Annotated in this window: 19 protein-coding genes and 1 pseudogene; 14 read left to right on the forward strand and 6 right to left on the reverse strand. The window is 48.4% G+C overall.

Features of this window, described 5'->3' with window-relative positions:
- Nucleotides 1-250: 250 nt before the first annotated feature.
- Nucleotides 251-1,099 carry a presqualene diphosphate synthase HpnD gene (gene hpnD / locus ACM67E_RS04435; protein WP_416192406.1) on the reverse strand — a complete coding sequence of 283 codons (849 nt, stop codon included), beginning with the start codon at nucleotides 1,097-1,099 and terminating at the stop codon, nucleotides 251-253.
- A gap of 252 nt (nucleotides 1,100-1,351) precedes the next feature.
- On the opposite strand from hpnD, the gene hscA reads away from it, so the two are divergent.
- From hscA to fdx, 4 genes and pseudogenes are all read left to right on the forward strand, one after another.
- Complete coding sequence (gene hscA, locus ACM67E_RS04440; RefSeq protein WP_416192407.1) at nucleotides 1,352-3,214, forward strand: Fe-S protein assembly chaperone HscA; 1,863 nt, start codon at nucleotides 1,352-1,354, stop codon at nucleotides 3,212-3,214.
- Between the two features lie 55 nt (nucleotides 3,215-3,269).
- The gene (locus ACM67E_RS04445) at nucleotides 3,270-3,722 is read left to right on the forward strand and encodes a tetratricopeptide repeat protein (RefSeq protein ID WP_416192408.1); all 453 of its coding nucleotides are present in this window, start codon (nucleotides 3,270-3,272) and stop codon (nucleotides 3,720-3,722) included.
- 19 nt (nucleotides 3,723-3,741) lie between these two features.
- Nucleotides 3,742-4,123: pseudogene (locus tag ACM67E_RS04450) on the forward strand (TIGR02328 family protein).
- A gap of 18 nt (nucleotides 4,124-4,141) precedes the next feature.
- Nucleotides 4,142-4,483 (forward strand): ISC system 2Fe-2S type ferredoxin, encoded by a 342-nt coding sequence (fdx, locus tag ACM67E_RS04455; protein WP_416192409.1) that lies wholly within the window; start codon nucleotides 4,142-4,144, stop codon nucleotides 4,481-4,483.
- Between the two features lie 77 nt (nucleotides 4,484-4,560).
- Here the strand turns inward: fdx and ACM67E_RS04460 are convergent, their stop codons facing one another.
- Nucleotides 4,561-5,190 carry a hypothetical protein gene (locus tag ACM67E_RS04460; RefSeq protein ID WP_416192410.1) on the reverse strand — a complete coding sequence of 210 codons (630 nt, stop codon included), beginning with the start codon at nucleotides 5,188-5,190 and terminating at the stop codon, nucleotides 4,561-4,563.
- A gap of 160 nt (nucleotides 5,191-5,350) precedes the next feature.
- Between ACM67E_RS04460 and iscX the strand changes: the two genes are divergently transcribed.
- Together iscX and ACM67E_RS04470 are read left to right on the forward strand one after the other, a co-directional pair.
- Nucleotides 5,351-5,545: a Fe-S cluster assembly protein IscX gene (gene iscX, locus ACM67E_RS04465; RefSeq protein WP_416192411.1), complete on the forward strand. Its 195-nt coding sequence runs from the start codon at nucleotides 5,351-5,353 to the stop codon at nucleotides 5,543-5,545.
- A 2-nt stretch (nucleotides 5,546-5,547) separates the two neighbouring features.
- Nucleotides 5,548-5,880, forward strand: coding sequence for a hypothetical protein (locus ACM67E_RS04470; protein ID WP_416192412.1), 333 nt, complete (start codon nucleotides 5,548-5,550; stop codon nucleotides 5,878-5,880).
- Between the two features lie 203 nt (nucleotides 5,881-6,083).
- On the opposite strand, the gene ACM67E_RS04475 is transcribed toward ACM67E_RS04470, so the two are convergent.
- Nucleotides 6,084-6,416 (reverse strand): helix-turn-helix domain-containing protein, encoded by a 333-nt coding sequence (locus tag ACM67E_RS04475; RefSeq protein ID WP_416192413.1) that lies wholly within the window; start codon nucleotides 6,414-6,416, stop codon nucleotides 6,084-6,086.
- A gap of 216 nt (nucleotides 6,417-6,632) precedes the next feature.
- On the opposite strand from ACM67E_RS04475, the gene ACM67E_RS04480 reads away from it, so the two are divergent.
- The 8 genes from ACM67E_RS04480 to metE all read left to right on the forward strand — a co-directional run bounded on the left by ACM67E_RS04480 (nucleotide 6,633) and on the right by metE (nucleotide 15,765).
- Nucleotides 6,633-7,529, forward strand: a complete 897-nt coding sequence (locus ACM67E_RS04480) for a helix-turn-helix transcriptional regulator (protein WP_416192414.1) — start codon at nucleotides 6,633-6,635, stop codon at nucleotides 7,527-7,529.
- 141 nt (nucleotides 7,530-7,670) lie between these two features.
- Nucleotides 7,671-9,182, forward strand: coding sequence for a hypothetical protein (locus ACM67E_RS04485; protein WP_416192415.1), 1,512 nt, complete (start codon nucleotides 7,671-7,673; stop codon nucleotides 9,180-9,182).
- A 12-nt stretch (nucleotides 9,183-9,194) separates the two neighbouring features.
- Nucleotides 9,195-10,004: a hypothetical protein gene (locus ACM67E_RS04490; RefSeq protein WP_416192416.1), complete on the forward strand. Its 810-nt coding sequence runs from the start codon at nucleotides 9,195-9,197 to the stop codon at nucleotides 10,002-10,004.
- Nucleotides 10,005-10,014: 10 nt separating this feature from the next.
- Nucleotides 10,015-11,028, forward strand: coding sequence for a hypothetical protein (locus ACM67E_RS04495; protein WP_416192417.1), 1,014 nt, complete (start codon nucleotides 10,015-10,017; stop codon nucleotides 11,026-11,028).
- Nucleotides 11,029-11,089: 61 nt separating this feature from the next.
- Nucleotides 11,090-11,368: a YkgJ family cysteine cluster protein gene (locus ACM67E_RS04500; RefSeq protein WP_416192418.1), complete on the forward strand. Its 279-nt coding sequence runs from the start codon at nucleotides 11,090-11,092 to the stop codon at nucleotides 11,366-11,368.
- 24 nt (nucleotides 11,369-11,392) lie between these two features.
- The gene (locus ACM67E_RS04505; protein ID WP_416192419.1) at nucleotides 11,393-12,043 is read left to right on the forward strand and encodes a hypothetical protein; all 651 of its coding nucleotides are present in this window, start codon (nucleotides 11,393-11,395) and stop codon (nucleotides 12,041-12,043) included.
- 402 nt (nucleotides 12,044-12,445) lie between these two features.
- Nucleotides 12,446-13,339, forward strand: a complete 894-nt coding sequence (gene metF, locus ACM67E_RS04510) for a methylenetetrahydrofolate reductase (protein ID WP_416192736.1) — start codon at nucleotides 12,446-12,448, stop codon at nucleotides 13,337-13,339.
- 152 nt (nucleotides 13,340-13,491) lie between these two features.
- A complete protein-coding gene (gene metE / locus ACM67E_RS04515) occupies nucleotides 13,492-15,765 on the forward strand; it encodes a 5-methyltetrahydropteroyltriglutamate--homocysteine S-methyltransferase (RefSeq protein WP_416192420.1) in 2,274 nt (757 codons plus the stop codon).
- Nucleotides 15,766-15,828: 63 nt separating this feature from the next.
- Here metE and ACM67E_RS04520 read toward each other — a convergent pair whose 3' ends face one another.
- The 3 genes from ACM67E_RS04520 to purM form a co-directional block, all read right to left on the reverse strand.
- Nucleotides 15,829-16,005, reverse strand: coding sequence for a hypothetical protein (locus ACM67E_RS04520; protein ID WP_416192421.1), 177 nt, complete (start codon nucleotides 16,003-16,005; stop codon nucleotides 15,829-15,831).
- Between the two features lie 411 nt (nucleotides 16,006-16,416).
- A complete protein-coding gene (locus ACM67E_RS04525) occupies nucleotides 16,417-19,362 on the reverse strand; it encodes an autotransporter outer membrane beta-barrel domain-containing protein (RefSeq protein ID WP_416192422.1) in 2,946 nt (981 codons plus the stop codon).
- Nucleotides 19,363-19,959: 597 nt separating this feature from the next.
- Nucleotides 19,960-20,994, reverse strand: coding sequence for a phosphoribosylformylglycinamidine cyclo-ligase (purM, locus tag ACM67E_RS04530; RefSeq protein WP_416192423.1), 1,035 nt, complete (start codon nucleotides 20,992-20,994; stop codon nucleotides 19,960-19,962).
- Between the last annotated feature and the right edge of the window lie 135 nt (nucleotides 20,995-21,129).

Genomic DNA, 21,129 nt, shown 5'->3' on the forward strand with positions numbered 1-21,129 from the left:
AGACGGCCTGAGTATGGAATGTGGGAATTATAACAGCAATCCTGACGCGTATAGGGTGGGCACTCGTTGCCCATGCGGTAAGGGGGTTTTAGGGGAACCATATAATCCATGCCGTCTGAAAACGGTTTTCAGACGGCATGGTCGAATAGCAAGCCGTAGGTTGGGTCATGACCCAACATTTCCCGAAGCCCAACGGTTTTCGTTGGGTTTATCAACCCAACCTACCGGATTCTGCCAAATTCCTAAAAAATCAAACCATAAACCCAAACAGCCAAGTCTTTAGCGCAATCCGTTTTTTTCTCGGCGAGGGAATGGCGATTTTGTATTTCAACACGTTCTGCGCGCCGTCGCGTTCGATTTCGTTGAGCAGGGCGTAGTAAATCGCGGCCATGACCAAGCCGACTTTTTGGTTTTTTTGGTCGGCAGCAGGCAGGAGGTCTAGGGCTTGGCGGTAGGTGTCGCGGGCGCGGCGGATTTGGAAGGCCATGAGTTCGCCGAATTCGGGCGTAGGGCAGTATTGCATGATGACGGCGGCGGGGACGTTAAACCGCTGCAACTCTTCCGTCGGCAGGTAAATGCGGCCGTTGCGCGCGTCTTCACCGACATCGCGGATGATGTTGGTAAGCTGCAAGGCCAAGCCCATTTTGTCGGCGTAATCCAGTGTTTGCGGGTCGGTAAAACCCAAAATGCGGGCAATCAGGCAGCCGACCACGCCGGCGGCGCGGCGGCAGTAGAGTTTGAGTTCGTCAAAGGTGGCGTAGCGCGCCTGATTCAAATCCATCTGCATACCGTCGATGAGTTCGACAAACTCGCTTTGCGGCAGGCTGAACTGCGCGGCAACAGGCTGTAAGGCTTGGTTGACGGGGTGTTCGGGCAGGCCGTCTGAAAAGGCTTTGGCCAAATCCGCGCGCCACCAGTTGAGCGTGGTTTGGGCAATATTTTTGTCGCTGCAATCATCGACCACGTCGTCGAGTTCGCGGCAGAAAGCATATAGCACCGTCATCGCGTCGCGCCGGTGCGCCGGCAGGAATTTGAAGCCGGAGAGAAAGCTGGAGCCGCTTTCAGCGGCTTTTCGGCGGCAGTATTCGATGGGTTGCACGGTGTGTCCTGAAATGGTTTTGGGGTATGGGAATTGTATAAGGATTCGCAATATAACTAAAGGCCGTCTGAAAAAAATCATGTTTTCAGACGGCCTGTCCGGATGCGTAGCGGAAAAGGGTCGTCTGAAAGGCATTGCTTCCGTTAACAGCCTGATTGACACCGGCTATTCCCGACCAAACCGCTCAACTATCCGCGCCAAATCTGTTAGAATACCGCCGATGACACAATAAAACCAAAAGGCACGCAATCCATGGCACTTTTGCAAATTTCCGAACCCGGCATGTCTGCCGCACCACACCAACACCGTCTGGCCGTAGGCATCGACCTCGGCACCACCAACAGCCTGGTCGCAACCGTGCGCAGCGGCAGCGCGGTCTGTCTGGCCGACGAGCGCGGCCGCAAAACCCTTCCGTCCGTCGTACGCTATTGCGAAAACGGCCGCATCGAAGTCGGTGTGGATGCGTTGAAGGCGCAGAAAATCGATCCGCTCAATACGGTCAGTTCCGCCAAACGCTTAATCGGCCGCACGCTGGCGGATTTGTCGAAAGAGCCGCACTATCTGCCTTACCGCTTCGGCGAAAACGAACGCGTGATTGAGTTGAACACGCGGCAGGGGGCGAAAACGCCGATTGAAGTGTCGGCAGAGATTTTGAAAACCCTGAAAGCGCGTGCCGAAGAGAGCTTGGGCGGCGGTTTGACGGGGGCGGTGATTACCGTGCCCGCGTATTTTGACGACGCGCAACGCCAGGCCACCAAAGACGCGGCGCGTTTGGCCGGATTGAATGTGCTGCGCCTGCTCAACGAGCCGACGGCGGCGGCGATTGCCTACGGTTTGGACAACGGCTCGGAAGGTACGTTTGTCGTGTACGATTTGGGCGGCGGCACATTCGATGTATCCGTGTTGCAGCTGACCGAGGGCTTGTTCCAAGTAAAAGCCACGGGCGGCAATTCCGCGCTGGGCGGCGACGATTTCGACCATCGTCTGTTCTGCCATATTTTGGAACGCGCCGACTTGTCGAAACTCAACGAGCAGGACAGCCAGCTGCTGCTGGCTCTGACCCGTGAAGCCAAAGAAACATTGACCACTGAAACCAGCGCAACCGTACAAACCACGCTTTCAGACGGCCACAAAGTTGACGTAAGCATTACGCGGCAAGAGTTCCACAACCTGACGCAGCATTTGGTGCAGAAAACCATCGAGCCGGTGAAGCAGGCGTTGAAAGACGCGGGCGTGGCCAAAACCGACATCAAAGGCGTGATTATGGTCGGCGGTTCGACACGGATGCTGCACGTCCAGCAGGCGGTGGCGACGTTCTTCGGCCAAACGCCGCTGAACAATCTGAATCCCGACGAAGTGGTGGCACTCGGTGCGGCGGTGCAGGCCAATGTGCTGGCCGGCAACAAGGCCGACGGCGAATGGCTGCTGCTCGACGTAACGCCTTTATCGCTCGGTTTGGAAACCTACGGCGGCTTGGCGGAAAAAATCATTCCGCGCAACAGCACGCTGCCGGTGGCGCGCGCGCAGGAATTCACCACCTTTAAAGACGGCCAAACCGCGATGACGATTCATGTGGTGCAGGGCGAACGCGAGCTGGTGTCCGATTGCCGCAGTTTGGCGAAATTCACTTTGCGCGGCATTCCGCCGATGGTGGCGGGCGCGGCACGGATTCGGGTTACGTTCCAAGTCGATGCCGACGGTTTACTTTCTGTGTCTGCGCAAGAGCAAACCACCGGTGTGAGCGCGCAAATCGAAGTGAAGCCTTCATACGGCCTTGATGACGAAGTGATTACGCAAATGCTTAAAGACGGCATGAGCAATGCCGCCGAAGACATGGCCGCGCGCGCGCGCGCCGAAGCGGTGGTCGAGGCGGAAAGCCTGACGGATGCGATTCAGGCCGCGCTCGAACTCGACAGCGATTTGCTCGATGCCGAAGAATTGGCGACCATTCAGGCAGACATCGACACGCTGCAAGGCCGTCTGAAAGACGGCAACGCCGATGAGATTCGTGCCGCCGTTACCGCTTTGAGCCACAGCACCGACGGTTTCGCCGCCAAGCGCATGAACCGCAATATCCAGCGCGCGCTGACGGGGCAGAGTGTGGATAATATTTAAGCAGCTTCAGACGGCATCAATTGGATTGAGGCCGTCTGAAAAAAAGAAAGCCTATATGGAATCCTTGAATCAAGACCTATACCAAAAAATCAACGCATTGTGTGACCAAGGCGATGAGTTGGCCGACAACGGGCAATTCAGCGAAGCCCTGAAGCAATACAAAGAAGCATGGAAACTTTTGCCCGAGCCGAAAGAACAATGGGAAGCGGCGACGTGGATTTTGGTGGCGATGGGCGACGTGAATTTTCTGAACGGCAAATTTCATCAGGCCGTGAAGGATTTGACCGCTGCGCTGGCGAACATCAATGCGGTCGATAATCCGTTTATCTATCTGCGTTTGGGGCAAAGCCGGTTGGAATTAGGCGACGAACAAACCGCGCTCGAAGCCCTGCAGACCGCCTATGAGCTGGGCGACGAATATTTGTGGGACGGCGAAGACGGAAAATATTTGCAGTTTCTGGCCGGAAAAGTTGACGGAATCGTGATTCCGCCGCATCAGGCCGTCTGAAAGCCGGTAAAAGAAAACCATGCGTCTGTGGCACGAATCCCTGATTCCCCGACTGCTGCGCCAACAGCTTTTGGGGCAACACCGCGAATGCGCCGCTTTGCGCGGTGCGGGTTGGGGGCGGCCTCATGCGACGGTGGATTATGTGTTTACCCATCCGCCGTACAAGCTTTTTCAGTATCATGTGCTGGTGATGCAGGAAATGCACCGGCGCGGCTACCGGCCTGACGAAGCGTGGTCCGACCCGCTGTACCGCGGCAAAACCGAGCCGCCTTACGCGGTGCAGACGCCGTTACCGGCCGACAACCCGATACCCCGAGCATGATGCGGATTATCTGCTGGAATGCTTGGAAAATTTAAAACAAAAAGGCATTGTGTTACATATGCCCGACACAAACCATTGACATCAACGAGAAGATAAAATGCCGAAAATTACCGTATTACCGCACGCAACCCTGTGTCCCGAAGGTGCCGTTATCGACAACGCACCGCAAGGCAAAACCGTATTGGACGTTTTGCTGGATCACGACATCGAAGTCGACCACGCCTGCGAAAAATCCTGCGCGTGTACCACCTGCCACGTCATTATCCGCAAAGGTTTCGACAGTTTGGAAGAGCCGACCGAAATCGAGGAAGACCTGCTGGATCAGGCATGGGGCTTGGAAGCCGATTCGCGTTTGAGCTGTCAGGCGGTGGTGGCCGATGAAGATTTGGTGGTGGAAATTCCGAAATACACCATCAACCACGCACGCGAAGACCATTGACGACAAGGCCGTCTGAAACCGTAATATCCGGTTTCAGACGGCCTTAATCCGTACCGCTTGAATCATACGGTGAAAACTTATTTTTGTTTGTAACCGCCGAAGCTGAGACGGGAAACGCGGAGCGAATTGCCGGCAGGGGCGGATTTGTACGTTTCCGTTTTGGCTTGCGTACCAATCCGGTTCAGACTTTTTCCGCGATAGGCAATGATGCTCCGGATGCTTTTTTTAGACGGCTCTGCTTCATCTGCTTCCGTCGCTCCAGTTTCGGCCGGCGGGGTTTGCAACGCCGGTTCGGACGCGGCTTTCTCCGTCAGACCGAATCGGGCGATTATCCCGTCGATGGCCTCGGCGCAGCTCTCTTTTTCCGCAGAATCCGCAATGACGGTATCCTGCAGAGTCACAGACAAATCGTTGCAGCCGGCCAAATGCTTGGCGATACCCGAATACACGCTCCAGCGTTTCAAACGCAATGTGGCGGAATCGGTTTGAGGCGCAGCCGCATCCAATGTCACCAAGCCTTGCTTCTGGCCGCTGCGGATGCGCAAAGTGACCTGAGTCAGGCCGTTCTGTTCGTCGAGCATCTGGTAGATTCGGCGAATCAGCAGAATGAAGCGGTCAAAGCTTGCGGCTTCTGAGATACCGTCTTCAGTATCGGACATGGGTGTGTAAACCAACTTGGAAAGTTTGGCATTCAAGTTATTATTCATCAAGAAATCCTTTTACTGCATGACAACAGGCTTAAGAACGGATTTTAGCGGTTTAGTTGCATCAGAAAGTGTAAAAACGTGTATGTCATCTCGCTACAGCCTACCGTTTTGAGTTTGCCATACTGTTTCAAAACCACACCAATCACCGAAAGGACACAATATGAAATGGACCGATACCCAACGCATCGCCGAAGAACTTTACGACCTGCACGGCGACATCGACCCGAAAACCATCCGCTTCACCCACTTGCGCGATTTGATTATGGCCTTGCCCAACTTTGATGACGACCCCGCACGTTGCGGCGAGCGCATTCTCGAAGCCGTGCAGCAGGCATGGATTGAAGAGGCAGAATAATCATGGAATTTCCATTGGGCCGCTATGTCCGCGCCGCCCACGGATTAGGCGGCGCAGAGCTGGTTTCCAAAAGCGATACGCCGTCTGAAAACCTTTCAGACGGCCTGACAGCCGAAACCGTGTACCGTTTCGCCGACGGCACAGTATTGCGCTACGCCTTGGAGCAGGACGAAGGCAATTTCGATTTCTCCCTCGGGGAATCCGCGTGTTTACCCTGCGAAATCAGCTATCAGGTTTTGCAGCATCCGCCACACGGAAAAATCACACCCGAACGCAAACGCTTCGGCGACAACTGCCGCCGTCTGTTTTGGCTGAAAATGCAGAAGCAAGATTGAATAGAAACCAAGGCTGTCTGAAAAACAAGTTTATTTTTCAGACGGCCTTTGACATCACGCGGCTTCTTCGTTTGAATCTGCGTGAAAACAGAAAAGCCATATCCGCATAATTTCCGCGTTTCCGTTCCAGCCTGTCAAAAAAGAAAACTTATTTGCCCGCGGAAAACCAAGGCCGTCTGAAAATTTTCAGACGGCCTGTTTGCCTATTTCCGTTTCCATTCAATCATCTTATCAATCAGTTTCAACAAATCCACCCGTTCCGTTTCATCCAATTGCGCCAGCAGCCGTTCGAGCTGCACCGCCTGATCACGCACACGCGTGCTGCCGTCTTGCAGCAAATCTATTGTGTCGCATTCAAAAATTGCCGCCAATTCCACCAAACGCGCCACAGTCAGCGCAATATGGCCGCGTTCCAAACGCGACACCGCGTCCAAACTCAAATTCAAGCGTTCCGCCAATTGCGCCTGCGTCAAACCCGCCGCCTTACGGTGTTTGGCAACAGCATGACCGATGGTTTGATTGATGGTTGATTTCACGATAAAGGCCGTCTGAAACAAAAAAAGCACTATCCAACATTCAGACGGCCAAAAGAACAGCTAAGAATTCTTATGTAAGAATAAAATATTCAAAAATTTTCATCCCTAATGTATAATTTCACAAAAAATAACGAAGTAAAAAATCAGACGCGACATAACCGCGCAGCTTCGTTTCCTATAATCACAGCGAAAACCTTACCAAACCAAGGGGAAACCATGAGCAGCAGACACGAAAAGCTCGCCCACCGCCTTACCCAAATCCTGCGCCGCCTCAACAGCGGCGAACGCCTCGACGTGCACCGGCTCGCCGAAGAATTCGCCATCGACATCCGCACCATACAGCGCGACCTGAACGAACGCCTCGGCTTTCTCGAATGGGACGAACAAGGCCGCCGCTATTACCGTCTCGACACCGCCAAACTCGGCTGGCTCACCACCCAAGACATCGAACGCTTCGCCCGATTCTGCAGCATACAAGACCTGCTGCCCCAAATCGACCGCAGCTTCTTTCACGAGCAACTCGCCCAAAGCATACAGATCAAAGGCCTTTCCTACGAAAACGTAAAAGACCGGCGCGACGATTTCAACAAAATCCGCCAAGCCGTCGAACACAACCGCATCATCGAATTCCACTACGAAAAATCCGACGGCAGCCGAAAATACTACACCCTGGAACCTTACGCCTTAGTCAACCGCAACGGCATTTGGTACACCGTAGGCATCGACTGCAACGGCCGCAAAGAAAAAACCTTTTGCTTTACCCAAATGAGCAGTATCAGCGGGCAAGAACAAAGCTTCCAAGCCGACGAAGCCCTGAAGCAGCGCATACAGGAAAACGACAGCATTTCCCACGGCAACCAGCTCGCCGAAGTCGTGATACAGGTTGCCCCTGCCGCAGTCCACTATTTCACACGCCGGAAAATCCTGCCCAATCAGGAAACCCTGCGCCACCTCGAAAACGGCGGCCTGCTGCTGGTATGCAACGATGTTCACGAGATGGACATTATCCCGACCGTTCAATACTGGATACCGCATTTGCGGATTATCAGTCCGGAGGACTTGCAGGAGAAAGTGATAGGCCGTCTGAAAACGTATTTGGCGGATAAGGTATGAGGTAAATTTATGTATAAACTGATTAAACTAGGATTCCTATTCATACTGTTTTTATTTAGGTATTTGGAGAAAAAGCATTGAATGTTGGAATTAAGCAGAAGCCATCTGAAAGATTTTGAAATTTAAAAAGTAAGGATAAAAATGACAAAAAAAACAGAAAATTTAAGAGATGCAGCAATTGCAGGTGGTCTGTATGAAACTGTTTATCGTCATGGTTCGGCAGGAGCAGAGTTTTTAAAAGGGTTACGCGGTATTGACTATGAAACCGGGCAGAAATTTGACCGTAGCTTGCTGAGAATAGCGGATTATACAGTTAATTCTGAAAAAAATATTAAGCAACAAGCAGGTTTTTCTGCTGAAGTTGCAAGTGTTTCCAAGCGTAATGCACAGGCGATTATTGATAATAATTCTAATCGTTTTATGCGTAGTGAAGATTTAGCGCACTATGGAAAAAATAATACAACAGTCGATATTGTTGAATTATTAGATGGGAAAGAACTTTCTACTTCTCAGATGAAGTTCGTTAGTAACCCAGATGGCTTATTAAAAAAAATTGCACGAGGAGAGGGAGGGGGTAAAAACGATTATTCACGTTATATGTCAGTAGATAAATTAGAAGTCCCTACTGAACATGTAGAAACTATGAAAGCCACTTGTCGTGAACAGGCTCAAAAATTAAAAGAGCAAGCAACGGTTGTTCGTAAAGAAGGAAAGTTTGAATTAGCAGATAAGCTTGAAAAACAATCTGAAAATTATCGCAAGTTAGAGCACAAAATTACTGATTCGGGTTTAACTACCGAGGAAGCGATTCGATACCGGCAAAATCCACGTTGGGAAACAGCTAAGGACATTGCAGGAGTCAGCCATAAAGCGGGTTTAGAGGGAGCAAAATTTGGTGCTGCCATCGGAGGTAGTATTTCGGCTGTCAGCAATGCGATCGCAGTGTGGGCGGGCGATAAAGAATTAGGTGATGCAATCATGGATACTGCGGCAGGTACTTTGAAATCGGCAGGTATTGGCTATAGTACAGCATTTGCAGGTTCAGTTGTCAAAAGCTATATGCAGCAGTCAGGTAGCATCATTGTTAGAAATTTATCAAAAACAGGTCTGCCTGCTGCAGTAGTGTCTGTATGTTTATCTACAACTAAGTCTGTTGCAGGTTATGTGAAAGGAGAAATTAATGAAACAGAATTAGCGCAAGAAATGGGACTGGTTGCAACAGGTATGTTGTCGACGAGCACTTTTACCATGATAGGGCAAATTGCAATTCCCATTCCTGTATTGGGCGGAATGATTGGCGGAATAGTGGGATATGCAATTACTAATTCCCTATATCAAGGCTTTTTTGATGCATTAAAAGAAGCAAAGCTGTCTGCTGAAAGAAGACAAACAATAGAAATGCAGTGTGCGGCAGCTGTAGTTTTGGCAAAGCAATATGAATTAGGCTTTAAAGAATTGTTTGCTACTAAAGTGGCGAAGTTGGACAAGGAAACTACAGCACTTTTTACATTATTGGAAAAAGAGGATATTTCTGCAGATGAGTTTTGTGAGGGAATGAACCGATTTGCCGAGATATTGGGCAAGAAAATCAGTATCAATAATTTAGCGGAACTTGATTCTGCTATGCTTTCAGATAATATTTTAATTATTTAGGAGATTTTTATTATGTTTTTGAATCAGCTTTCTACTTCTTTAAAAAAAGCCTGTTTTTTAGAGTTGGCTATGCTAGTTATGATGGCTTCCGATGAAAATAATGCTTCGGAGAAAATGGTTGCTAGAAATTCTGATGTTATATTGAATAAATTTTTGTCCAGTATCAATATTGCAGAAGAGGCCATGCTGACGGAGTATCAAAATGAACTGTTTGCAAATAAGGGGCGTTCTGATGGAGTGGGGAAATTTTTAGAAGAATCTTTAAGTCCGAATTGTATTTCCTTTGATGAGAAATTAGCTGCTGGTCGGGCTGATTGGAGAGGAATACTTTTTTCCTCTGTTGATTTTGTAAAGCATGAATTTCATAAAGGTCATTTTCCTGCTTTTTGGTATTCTCTCAAGCAATCTATTAATGAGGTTTTAAATAAATATTCAGATAATACTTTGGTTAAACAAGATGTTATGCAGTATTTGGTTGAGGGCGGAGAAGATATTTTGACACTGACTCCCGAAAAAATTCAAGCCAGTATGGCTTCCCTACCAAAAATAAAGCAAGAAATTTTGAACACGACTGTTTATGCCATTGTTGAGCCTAAAAAAGCATTGGGTTTAAAGCTTTCAGAGCGTGAAAAGAAAATCTTTATTTGTGAGTTGGTTGGTGCTGGATATAGTAGTGGTAACTTTGAAGCTGAAGAAGAGCAACTGATTGAAACTGTTTGTACAGTATTATCTATCGATCATGAATATATTGAAGAATTTGCAGATGTGATGCAAAAGTTGTTTAAAGCTAATAAAGAATTGGCTGATCTGGTTAATGAGTAAGGAGTGAAAAATGGCAATTCCATTGATTATTGGAGTAGGTTTAGCTGCAGCCGGTCTGTATAAGGGTGGTAAAGCGATTATTGACAATAATGATGCAAATACATTAAATGAAAATGCACGTGAAATAGTTGAACGTGCACAAAAGAAATTGGACAGTGCGCGTGTGCAATGTGAGGCTGCTTTACAAGACTTAGGCCATAAGAAAGTAGATACTTTGGCTACCAATGTAAAAGATTTCTTGACCACGTTTGAGCAGATTAAAAATGTTGATTTTGAGCATGATGGTGATTTGGGTAATTTGAATTTGAAAGAATTCAGTACTGATGTTTTACTAAGTATGCAGAAACAGGTTTCTTTTGTAATAAGCTCAGGTTTGGGGGCGGGTACAGGCTTAGCCGGAGGTGCGTTAACTGCATTTGGCGCATACAGCGGTACAATGGCATTTGCAGCAGCAGGTACAGGTACAGCAATCAGCTCTTTAAGTGGCGCAGCAGCAACCAATGCAACTTTAGCATGGTTGGGTGGTGGTACGCTTGCGTCAGGTGGTATGGGTGTAGCAGGCGGTATGATGGCTTTGGGTGCATTAACTGCGGGTCCTGCATTATTGATTGCTGGTTGGTATATGGGGTCAAAAGCAGAAGGTAAATTAAATGATGCACACAGTAATTTAACTGAAGCAAGAAGATTTCAAACCGATATAGAAGCTGCAATTGCATTAACTGAAGGTATCCGTTCAGTGGCAAAACGTGCCAGCAATATTCTTTCTTTGTTACGTAAACATTCGCGACGCAATTTGAAACGCTTGCAAAAAATCATTGATGATCACGGTACGGATTACTCAATGTATGAACAAGATGCCAAATTGATTGTATTAAAGAACGTGAAATTGATGCAGCTGATTAAAGCTGTTTTGGATACACCGATTTTAGATGAGCAAGGTAATTTAATGGGTGATGCTGACAGCAATTTATTGGTATTACACGATCAAATTCAAGAGGCCTTTCCACAAGATCTTAAAGCATAAACTGACATTGAAACAGGCTGCCTGAGAATTTTCAGGTGGCCTTTATCCATATTGTATTTTTATGTTGCACCATTTTTCTTCTTTTTCCTGTAATGCATGTGGCGAATGCTGTCGTCGTGTCAATCAAAGTGAACAAACCGCTTTTTTAGATAGGGGCGATGGCATTTGTCAGTATTTTGATGAGCAAAGTAAATTATGTACGATTTACGAAACTCGTCCTTTGATTTGTCGTGTAGAAGATTTTTATGTGAAATATTTAAGTGAAAAAATAGCTTGGCAGGATTTCATTAAAATCAATGAATCTATTTGCCGTGAATTGCAACGTAATGCTTCTGAATGACGAAATTACTCAAAGGAGCAGTTTATGGAATTAAATGAAGTAGCCCAACACTACCACCAACACCGAGATACCTACCCCGAATCTCTCCGTCTGCGTCTGCACCGTGCTTTAAGCTGGTTGAAACGTGCGGAGGCGGCGGAGGATTTGGATACGCGCTTTATTACGCTTTGGATTGCGTTTAATGCGGCTTATGCGCGTGAAATCGACGGGCGTGCGATGTCGGGTGACCGCGGTGATTTCCGTGAATTTCTGCAAACGGTGTGCCGGTTGGATAAGGATAAGTCGGTTTACCGTTTGGTGTGGCAGACGTTTTCGGGCAGTATTCGGGTGTTGTTGGACAACCGTTTTGCGTTTCAGCCGTTTTGGGATTTTCACAACGGTAAAATCAGCGAATCTGCATGGCAGGAAAGTTTTCAACAGGCGAAGAAAAAAGTTCAGACGGCCTTGGTTGCCCAGGATACGGATATGGTGCTGCTGGTGGTGTTCGATCGCCTGTACACGCTGCGTAACCAGTTGGTACACGGCGGAGCGACATTTGAAAGCCGCGCCAACCGCGAGCAGTTGCGCGATGCCTGTGCGGTTTTGTCGGGCTTGATTCCGCTGGTTTTGATGATCATGCAGCAAAATGCGCAGCATGATTGGGGCAAGCCGTTTTATCCTTATATCAAGGAGTAAACGATGCCGCTTCCTCCTAAATATCCTTTACGCTGGAGATGCGGGCAATGCGGTTGGAAAGCGGATTATTTGATTCGTTCCGACAAGATTCCGTCGTGCGGGCAATGTCCGAAATGCCGCAGCCGGCCTGTGTTGAAGCAGGAAAAGGGTGTGTTTGAATCTTTATTCGGCAAATGGTTGAAATAGGTTTTGAAGTGGGTTGAGGCCGTCTGAAAATTTTCAGACGGCCTTTTTATTGGTTTGAAATAAAAAGATTAAATCCGAATCACAAAAAATCTTCCTGTTATTTTTTATTAAAATAATTCATGATTAATCTGAAAATTTTGAAATTGACTCATGATTGTGAAAAAAATAAGATGGCGTAAACAGAAACGCAGCACCATTGCCAAAGAGGTAGAAGACATGAGCTACGCAAAAGAAATTAATGCGCTGAACAACAGTTTGTGCGATTTGAAAGGCGACATCAATGTGTCGTTCGAATTTTTTCCGCCTAAAAACGAGCAGATGGAAACGATGCTGTGGGATTCGATTTACCGTTTGAAAACGCTGCATCCGAAATTTGTGTCGGTGACTTACGGTGCCAATTCGGGTGAGCGTGACCGCACGCACGGGATTGTGAAAAACATCAAGCAGCAGACGGGTTTGGAGGCTGCGCCGCATCTGACGGGTATCGATGCCTCTCCTGAGGAATTGAAACGGATTGCGCAAGATTATTGGGACAGCGGTATCCGCCGCATCGTGGCTCTGCGCGGCGACGAGCCGGCGGGTTATGCGAAAAAGCCGTTTTATGCGGAGGATTTGGTGAAGGTGCTGCGTTCGGTGGCCGATTTCGATATTTCGGTGGCGGCCTATCCGGAAGTGCATCCTGAGGCAAAATCGGCGCAGGCGGATTTGATTAATCTGAAACGAAAAATCGATGCGGGCGCGAATCATGTGATTACCCAGTTTTTCTTTGATGTGGAAAGCTATCTGCGTTTCCGCGACCGCTGCGTGACCGTGGGGATTGACGCGGAAATCGTGCCGGGGATTTTGCCGGTAACGAATTTCAAACAGCTGGGCAAGATGGCGCAAGTAACCAATGTGAAGATTCCGAACTGGCTGGCGCGTATGTATGACGGTTTGGACGACGATCAGGGTACGCGCAATCTGGTGGCGGCGAGCATTGCCATCGATATGGTGAAAGTGTTGTCGCGCGAGGGGGTGAAGGATTTCCACTTTTATACGCTTAACCGCAGCGAATTGACTTATGCGATTTGCCACACTTTGGGCGTGCGCCCGTTGTCGCAAACCGCTTGATTATTGCATACAGCGGTAGGTTGGGTTGTACACCCAGCAAAATCTTAAAATTTCAGCGTTGGGTTTTTAACCCGACCTGCAAGGCTTCAACATTTTTCAGACGGCCTTAACCCGATTTTTTAACTTTGAATAGACGAAACAGGAGAGAGCACATGGCGACATTACATTTTTCAGGTTTTCCGCGCGTCGGCGCATTCCGCGAATTGAAGTTTGCGCAGGAAAAATACTGGCGCAAAGAAGTGAGCGAACAGGAGTTGCTCGAAGTGGCGAAAACCTTGCGTGAAAAAAACTGGAAACACCAAGCCGAAGCCGATGCGGATTTTGTGGCGGTGGCCGATTTCACGTTTTACGACCATATCTTGGATTTGCAGGTAGCCACCGGTTCGATTCCGGCGCGTTTCGGTTTTGACAGCCAAAACCTGACGTTGGAACAATATTTCCAACTGGCGCGCGGCAACAAAGACCAGTTTGCCATCGAAATGACCAAATGGTTCGACACCAACTATCATTATTTGGTACCCGAATTCCACGCCGATACCGAATTCAAAGCCAATGCCGCGCATTACGTTCAGCAGCTGAAAGAAGCGCAGGCTTTGGGTTACAAAGCCAAACCGACCATTGTCGGCCCGCTGACCTTCCTTTGGATTGGCAAAGAAAAAGGCGCAACCGAATTCGACCGCTTGAGCCTGCTGCCTAAATTGCTGCCGGTTTATGTGGAAATCCTGACCGAGCTGGCGGCTGCCGGTGCCGAATGGATTCAGATCGACGAACCTGCGCTGACGGTTGACCTGCCGCAAGCATGGCTGGACGCTTTTCAGACGGCCTATGCTGTTTTGGGTCAAGTGAACGCCAAAATCCTGTTGAGCACTTATTTCGGTTCGGTGGCCGAACATGCAGGCCGTCTGAAAGCCTTGCCGGTTGACGGTTTGCACATTGATTTGGTGCGTGCGCCCGAGCAGCTGGACGCGTTTGCCGATTACGACAAAGTGTTGTCTGCCGGCGTGATTGACGGCCGCAACATCTGGCGCGCGAATCTGAACAAGGTGTTGGATACCATTGAGCCGCTGAAAGCCAAATTGGGCGAGCGTTTGTGGATTTCCAGCTCTTGTTCGCTGCTGCACACGCCATATGATTTATCGGTGGAAGAAAAACTGAAAGCCGACAAACCTGCCTTGTTCTCATGGTTGGCCTTCACTTTGCAGAAAACCCAAGAATTGCGCGTATTGAAAACCGCGTTGAACCAAGGCCGCGAAGCGGTTGCCGCCGAATTGGCCGACAGTCAGGCCGCTGCTGATTCACGCGCCAACAGCAGCGAAATCCACCGCGCCGAAGTCGCCAAACGTTTGGCCGACCTGCCCGAAGGTGCCGATCAGCGCAAATCGCCGTTTGCCGAGCGCATCAAAGCGCAGCAGGCTTGGCTGAATCTGCCGTTGCTGCCGACCACCAACATCGGTTCGTTCCCGCAAACCACCGAAATCCGCCAAGCGCGTGCCGCGTTCAAAAAAGGCGAACTCTCAGCCGCCGACTACGAAGCCGCGATGAAAAAAGAAATCGCGCTGGTGGTGGAAGAGCAGGAAAAACTCAACCTTGACGTGTTGGTACACGGCGAAGCCGAGCGTAACGACATGGTGGAATATTTCGGCGAATTGCTGAGCGGCTTTGCCTTCACGCAATACGGCTGGGTGCAAAGCTACGGCAGCCGCTGCGTGAAGCCCCCTGTGATTTACGGCGATGTCAGCCGCCCGAACGCCATGACCGTCGCTTGGTCAACCTATGCCCAAACCCTGACCAAACGCCCGATGAAAGGCATGCTCACCGGCCCGGTAACGATTCTGCAATGGTCATTCGTGCGCAACGACATTCCGCGCAGCACCGTGTGCAGACAAATCGCCTTGGCCTTAAATGATGAAGTATTGGATTTGGAAAAAGCCGGCATCAAGATTATCCAAATCGACGAACCGGCCATCCGCGAGGGCCTGCCGCTCAAACGCGCCGATTGGGACGCATACTTGGCCTGGGCCGGCGAAGCCTTCCGCCTGTCGTCAAGCGGTTGCGAAGACAGCACCCAAATCCACACCCATATGTGTTATTCAGAATTCAACGACATTCTGCCCGCGATCGCCGGTATGGACGCCGACGTGATTACCATTGAGACTTCGCGTTCCGACATGGAATTGCTGACCGCGTTCGGCGAATTCAAATATCCGAACGACATCGGCCCGGGCGTGTACGACATCCACAGCCCGCGCGTACCGACCGAAGCCGAAGTGGAGCATTTATTGCGCAAGGCCATCGAAGTCGTCCCTGTCGAACGCCTGTGGGTCAACCCCGATTGCGGTTTGAAAACACGGGGTTGGAAAGAAACCGTCGAGCAGCTGCAGGTAATGATGAACGTGACCGAGAAACTGCGCAAAGAATTGGCTTGATTGTTGATTAAGCAGTAGAAGGCCGTCTGAAAAATATTTTTCAGACGGCCTTTTTTGTTGTTTCTATCTGTTGTAAGCCTTACCGAAAGCCAAAATAACTTTGCGAACAATTTTCCGTTGCGGTGCAGGCAGGTTAAGAAAAATTTCAAATAATTCACGCTCTTGATAGCCTATGCTTTCTTCCCACTTGGCTTTCTTGGCTTCAATTTCGTCTTTTATTTCTAAGCTATACCAATTCATCGGGTTTGATTTCCAGCCATTTTGCAAGCGTAATGATTTTGTTGTGACGAGGTACGGCCTTGATGCGCACTCCTGCCTGAAGGTTTTCTGTTAACTCTTTATCAGGTGACAGGTACGGAGAAAGGTTGGCAAGGTAAACCGTTTTGGCTGCCGAATATGAAATTGCCGCATAAGGGCGAGATATATTGGGGCAGTATCGACTCTTAAAGCAAGGCCGTCTGAAATTTTCAGACGGCCTTTAAATCCGTGATCTTGTGGTTTATTGATGCGGTTGCGATTTATGTAGAAACGCTGTTTGAGGTGATTCACGAATAAATTATTTGGAGGAATGTTTGAGCGCAATTGTATCTGAAAAAACGGATTCGCATCCCAAGTGTCGTACTTGCAATGCGAATCCGTGGCGTTCAAAAATTAGAACTTGGTTTTAAGACCAACGTTAAAACGGGTTTCATGGCCTTTGTTGCCAAACAGGTGCAGGTGGCGCAGGTCGCTGTACAGATGGCTGTCGGAGCCTACTTTCACCTGCATACCCATGCCTGCTTCAATACCGCTGCGTTTGAATTTTTCATCCACCGTTAAAGCATTACCGCTTGCGTGGTTAAAGGTGGCTTTATTGGTGCTGTTAAATTCGTGTTGCAGATTGGCAAGGGCATAGAAGTCCATATCTTTATTGGCGGCTGTAATATGTTTGTTCACGCGAGTTCCCAAACGTAACCGCAGACTGTCGGGGTTATGTACTTTGACATTGGCAAAATTGTCATGTGTTTTGCTGTAGCGGGTATAAAGATAGGACAATTGTGCTTGAGGCTCGATTTTCCAGCTTTCCGACAGTGCGAAGGCTTTACCTGCTTCAACCGATAAGCCGACTTGAGTGCCCTTGAACTTGGAAGAGCGGTTTTCGGTGTCGGTCAGGGTATTGCTGATGCGGTTTACTTGGGCAACCGTATCTACATACCAATCTTGTTTTCCTACGGCAGTATGATAAATGCCGATACCGCCGGTATGTGACTTAACTTTACCTGTAGCCGTACTTAAACCGACATTTCGACGGTCATTGTCATAAGCGTCGGCATCGCCGCGCAGGTATTGCAGACTAAGCCCGAAACGGCTGCGGTTATCGCCTCCGCTGCGCCATAAGTCTTTACCGATTTGCATACCCCATAGATTTTGTTTGTATTCAAACTGATTGCTGCCTTTTAGCGTATCGCGGCTTCCTATCAAGCGTGCCCAAGTTTCTTGTGTATCGGACGCACCGGATTTTAGTGTGCCGTTACGTTGATGCATGGTGGATAACAGTTCAAAACTACCTGAGGTATTGGCCGCAGCTGCAACCAAATAGTTGGCTATGCCTGAACGATAAGTGTTGCGAAGATACCAGTCGCCGTCGGTCGGAGTAGCCAAGCCGTTTTTCACTAGGCGGTATTCATAAGAATCTACGGTCAGAGGTTGAGACATGGTAAAAACGGCATCAGACGAACCATCGACATCAATCACTTTGATGCCTTCTTTAGTTTTGGCACCGTTGCCCCCCATATTGCTGACCTTGACAACAGCGTTACCGGATGTGTTACCTGTTACCGCCAGACGGTCTGTCGAGCTGTCATCTCCACCTAATGTGGTTTGCAGCGATAAAGAGCTGCCTGTCAGTGCTTCAAGATTGCCGGATAATGTCAAAGTATCTTGACTGTCTGATCCTGGGGAAATATTTGAGCCAGATTGGGCTGTAACTGTACCGCCTACCGTTCCTTTACCGCTCAATACCGTATCTGATGCAATATTCAGAGAACGGCCGCCCAGTATACCGTTCACACGGAGCTCGCCGCCGTTCACACTATTGACACCGGTAAAACCGTTGCTGTCGCCGCTTAACAGCATACGACCGCTACCGGCCTTAATATACCCGCCGTTACCGGTAAAGCTGCCGGCGAATTCAGTGTTTTCTACTGTGCCGGCGGTTAATACGGTTTCACCTGTTTGAACGGTACTACCACTGATGCCGTTCAGATTTTGTATCGTACTGGCCGAACCGGTTACGCCAGATACGTCAAAAACAGATGAGCTTTTTGTTAAATCCACACCGCGGCTGGAAGCAATACTGCCTGTCTTACTTAATGCCAAAGTAGTGCCGTCGATAATGGTTTTACCGCTATAGCTATTAGGTGCTTCAAATGTTACCGAACCTCCACCGACATCATCTTTAACAGTGAAGTCACCGCTGTCGGAACTGTCGAAATTGGAAAAAATACCCGTAAAGCGGGAGATATTGCCGGCCGTATTAATTTTACCGCCGAGCTTGTTGATGGTGAAATTGGACGCATACATACCGGCTTTGTCGGTATTCAATGTACCGCCTTCAAATACCGGATTGACCGTGATACCTAATTGATAACCTTCGTAATAGGGCTTTCTTAAGTCAATATTGGATTTTGCAGAGGGGGTACTTGGTTTGGAAGAAGGTGGAGCAACTACATCATCCAATTTCTCACCCATCAGATAGTAATACACCAAATTGGCACTTTTACCGCGGTTGAGTGTACCGATATCAAAGCCCATGCCGATGGTGTAGTCGCCATCGCCGTCCATTTTGCCGGAGAGATAGAAATCAGGATCAGTCGACCAGCCGCTGGATACGCCGGTGTTATGCGTATAAGCAGAGGTGCTGTAAATACCTACGGGCAAACCGGTTTGCTTACCTAGTGAATGTACCCAATCGCTGGCTGCAAATTTGCTGGTTCCGCGCCCATTCGTGGTATGGTATGAATGGTAAGTATTTACATCAGGATCAGGGTCGAGTGCCGTGGCAAATTTCACACCGGTCAAATCTTGGCTGGCGGTCAGCGTCGTTTCCACACGGATGCCTTGTTCGGTTTTATCAACACTATAATCATTTTTGACCGTGTAATAATCTAAATGCTTACCAGACCAAGTGGCAGATGATACTGTACCGGTACTGGTATCGGTAGGGCCGGAAACTGTACTGATAGCCTGGCTGCCAGTATTGTTATTAGTTTGTAGCCCGGTTTCATTGGTTTTGACGCTGAAGATTTGAAACGGTGTGCCTGGAGTCAGATAATCATCGATACCGAAATTTCGGGTACCGTTTTTGTCATATTGCATACCGGGAGGATTAGCGCCATTAGACCCCAATGTTCCTTGATCACTGACAGCCGTCCGGACATAATCCCCTTCGATGGTTATGGTATCGGCACTGCTTATGGCAGGGAGTGTTGATAGTGCCAAGCATAAAGCTATTTTTTTGATTGAGCTTCCTGATTTTGTCCGGCTTTTGGCTATCTCCGCAACAGCGACATATGTCCCTTTCGTTGAGTCATATATTGTTTTGTAAGTATGGTTCATTTTGTACACTCCTTTTCGCAGTCAAGGTAAAATCATTTGATAGGGGGTATTGATAATTGCTAGCTGTAATATTTCTCAGTGAATTAAACATAAAGATTATTAAAAAATTATGTAAATTTGAGTGACATTTAAGTATCTACTCTATTTAAAATGTTATTGACATTTTTTCTCTTTGTAAAGAACATAAACGTAAAAAATAATTTAGTTAAAATAAATATAAATTCTATTTATAAAAAATGATAAATAAATAAAATATAAATTTATATGATAAAAATTAGTTATAATATTAAGAATAATATAAATAAAAATATTTAACAGATAATTATATTAAAATTATAATTGTTATGTCATATGATAAATATAAATTAATTGTATGCATTCCTTTACTTATAAAAACGTAATTTAATGATGACATTGGTTTTTATATAAAATGTATATTTTGACGGTTAAGAAGATGGTGATATTTGCAAACCAATAAAAAAGATAAGGCCGTCTGAAAAATATTTTTTCAGACGGCCTTTTTTCAGTTCTAATAAAAATCTTATTTATTTTATTTGCGAAAATAGGAAAGGTTCAATTTAGGCGAATGAGGAAGGTTCACGCAACCTGCGTTTGATGTTCGTCGCCGTTGCGTTCGCGGATTGCGCCCAAGCGGTAAACCGTTTCGCCTTGTTCGGTCAAGAATTTCTGCACCGCGTCGGCGGTTTCGGCAGACACAATCACCACCATGCCGATGCCGCAGTTGAACGTGCGGTACACTTCTTGCTGCTCGACATTACCCGCCTGTTGCAGCCATTGGAACAGTTTCGGCATTTCCCAAGATTTCGCATCGATTTGTGCAACGGTGTTTTCCGGCAAAACGCGCGGTACGTTTTCGGTGATGCCGCCGCCGGTAATGTGCGCCATGCCTTTGATTTCAAACTGTTTCAGTGCGGCCAAAATCGGTTTTACATACAGGCGGGTGGGGGCGATAACGGCTTCGCGCAGGGTTTTGCCGTTGTCGAATTCGGCATCTAAATCGGGATTGTCGCGTGCGATGATTTTGCGCACCAATGAATAGCCGTTGGAATGTGCGCCGTTGGAAGCCAAGCCCAGCACCACGTCGCCGGCCACAATGCTGCGGCCGTTAATCACTTGGTCTTTTTCCACTACGCCCACGGCAAAGCCCGCCAAATCATATTCGCCTTCGGGGTACATGCCCGGCATTTCCGCCGTTTCTCCGCCGATTAAGGCACAGCCCGACTCTTCGCAGCCCTGCGCGATGCCTTTAATCACGTCGGTGGCGCGGGCGACATCTAGTTTGCCGCAGGCGAAATAGTCCAGGAAAAACAAAGGTTCCGCGCCCTGAACCAGAATATCGTTCACGCTCATGGCCACCAAGTCGATGCCGACGGTATCGTGTTTGTCCCAATCGAACGCCAGTTTCAGCTTGGTGCCCACGCCGTCGGTGCCGGAAACCAATACGGGGTTTCGGTATTTTTTGCTGATTTCGACCAATGCGCCGAAGCCGCCCAAATCCCCCAACACTTCGGGACGCATGGTGCGTTTGGCAAAGGGTTTGATGTTTTCGACCAGTCGGTCGCCTGCGTCGATGTCGACACCTGCGTCGCGGTAGCTTAATGAAGTGCTCATGCGGGATTCCTTGTGTGGGTGGGACGGTAAGAATAGCGCAGTATTTTACCTTATTTTGCGTAACTTGGCGTGTGTGCGGCGTGAAAAATTTGTGTGTCCGATAAACAGGTTTCAGGCCGTCTGAAACTTGTCGTT

The organism is Neisseria sp. CCUG12390, assembly GCF_047837985.1.
Taxonomy (GTDB): domain Bacteria; phylum Pseudomonadota; class Gammaproteobacteria; order Burkholderiales; family Neisseriaceae; genus Neisseria.